Origin of the sequence: Bacillus sp. ES1-5, from assembly GCF_022487605.1 — a bacterium.
Taxonomy (GTDB): Bacteria; Bacillota; Bacilli; order Bacillales; family Bacillaceae_G; genus Bacillus_A; species Bacillus_A wiedmannii.
This window is the reverse complement of the sequence record NZ_JAKVPU010000029.1, coordinates 1-2,193: the sequence shown is the minus strand read 5'-3', so window position 1 is coordinate 2,193 and position 2,193 is coordinate 1. Positions and strand designations below refer to the sequence as shown.

At 30.1% G+C, this 2,193-nt stretch carries 3 protein-coding genes; all 3 read right to left on the bottom strand.

The features are described 5' to 3' along the window. Window positions 1–19 precede the first annotated feature (19 nt). Entirely contained in the window at window positions 20–214 is a 195-nt protein-coding gene (locus MKO96_RS29075) for a hypothetical protein (protein WP_046955828.1), read from the bottom strand. A gap of 1,311 nt (window positions 215–1,525) precedes the next feature. After that, window positions 1,526–1,978, bottom strand: coding sequence for an SMI1/KNR4 family protein (locus MKO96_RS29070; RefSeq protein WP_276314189.1), 453 nt, complete (start codon window positions 1,976–1,978; stop codon window positions 1,526–1,528). A 4-nt stretch (window positions 1,979–1,982) separates the two neighbouring features. After that, window positions 1,983–2,193: HNH/ENDO VII family nuclease (locus MKO96_RS29065; RefSeq protein WP_240589336.1), on the bottom strand; the 211-nt coding region annotated here is incomplete at its 5' end.

Below are 2,193 nucleotides of genomic sequence, written 5' to 3'. Positions count from 1 at the left end.
CTAAAATCATTGTATATACTTAGTCTTTAATTTGTTTCATTAATGCTTTAGCTGCTACAAATAACATGAAACTGTTGAGGGCTAAACCTGCTAAATTTAAGTAAAAGAAATTTGGTTTTGTAAAATTGTATATACCCGTTAATACAAAACTGAAAAAGATAAATGAAGCTATTATAAGAGATACTATTTTTTGCTTATTTGTGTATGAATTCATTATTATCATCCTTTAAATAATATATATAGATAAAATTATATCATGAACTGATGTTTATAATTAACTATAAAATAGATATCTATGGGAAATTAAATTTTTTCTTTTACAGGATAATAAGACAGCAGATTAACACGTACAATTTGCCGTACGTGTAATCCTAAATTCTATAAAGAAAGACACCCTAAGGTGCCTTCCTGCGACTTGAACCATCTTAATTTTAATAATATGTATTGGATTCCCATCCAAATATTATTTTACCATATTAAGTAATTTAGTATGTTGAGAAATATGATACACTTCTTTATTTTAGGGTAAAAAGTCCTAGGGGGACTAGGACTTTTTGACAGAATGATTATGATTCAAAAAAAGGACTTATACAGCGTAACATTTAAATGTTTCATAAATGTATCGTAAAAGTGAACAAAATATAGATTTTATTCACTTTTACGATACATTTATGAAACATTCGTATGTTACATTATATAAGTCCTTTTTTGAATCATTTTCATTCTGTCAAAAAGCCCTAGTCCCCTCTAGGGCTTTTTACGTTTAAATAAAGAAATGTACCGTATTTCTCAATGCACAATATTATTTAACATGGTAAAATAATATTTGGATGGGAGTCCAATACATATTATTAAAATTAAAGTGGTTCAAGTCGGAGAAAGGCACCTTTGGGTGTCTTTTCTTTATTTCTCAATATAAGAACTTTAAGGATATGCTATTATTTAAATACAAATTCCCTTTTGTGCACTGAGGTAGTAATACCCAATAAAAAGGCCCTCTATTTCCGTAGGTGGGCCTTATCTTTATTACACAATATCAAAGTATACTCTCTTTTTCTCATAAACTTTATGTAATTATACATATTTGTAAAAATTACACTAAATAAATATTACATGTAGTAAAATATAAACCGTGGACACGTTCTATAAAGCAGATTCTTTTGAAAGACGCAACATATTGATCTCAAATCTCTTGAATTTTGTGAACTAACAATCTGGTGTATATAGACGATTCTGTTTTATAGGATGTGTTTACACGTATAACAAGTGGATAATACGGATAGGTTTATACTAAATGAACGTGGTTCAAGTCGGAGGAAGGTACCTTAGGGTGTCTTTTCTTTATGGGGTAGCACCAACAAAACGCGAATTTCGTACGCTAAGCAAATTTTCATGGAATAAAAGCCGTTTTCTCTAAGTTTAGAGAGAATCGGTTTTTTCTTTGTAAATCAAAACAATAAAATCATATGAAACCTATAAATATATATTATTACGTAAAGTATGATTCTTAGTATTATATAATCAATTAATCTTCATCATACAAATTATCTACAGATTCTTGTAATGAGTCTAATAGATAGTCGCTGAAGCTTTCATAAGTAATGGCATACAGTTCCTTTGAAAAACGACTCCAAAAGACAACAGGGCACTCTCCATCTTTCATTTGATTGGTATCTAAACATGTCACAGTACCATCGATATCATTTAAAACAATGTATTGTTCTGGAAGGTTATATGTTTCTCTATATAACTGGGTGTGGTAAACAACGGAAGAATCTGCAGCTGTTGTCTCACAACCATGAATATCCATACCATCCAGTCCGCCGCTACCATATTGTTTTAAAAACCAATGATAACTGTTAGGGAACGTAGTGTTTAGCATTTGTACTGCTTCTCGAATTGTATCTTCATGTATCCCTCCCATAAAATCGGCATCTTTTCTATATGTAGAAATAATTGAAATAATCTTGTCATTCATTCTTTTATTTCCCTCCTAAATGTTCTTGCGCTCGCATTTTCCAATAGTTATTTCTAAAATTATTATACTGTTTATATAGTTCTTTGTCGTTTCTAAAACTTTCCCCTGATTCTACTAAACCATGCAATTGTTTAGTAAATTCATCATGTTTATTAGCTGGTATTTCGACCATTGCTCCGGGTTCTTTTTGCGTTAAATGATGTAATTCAATTTTG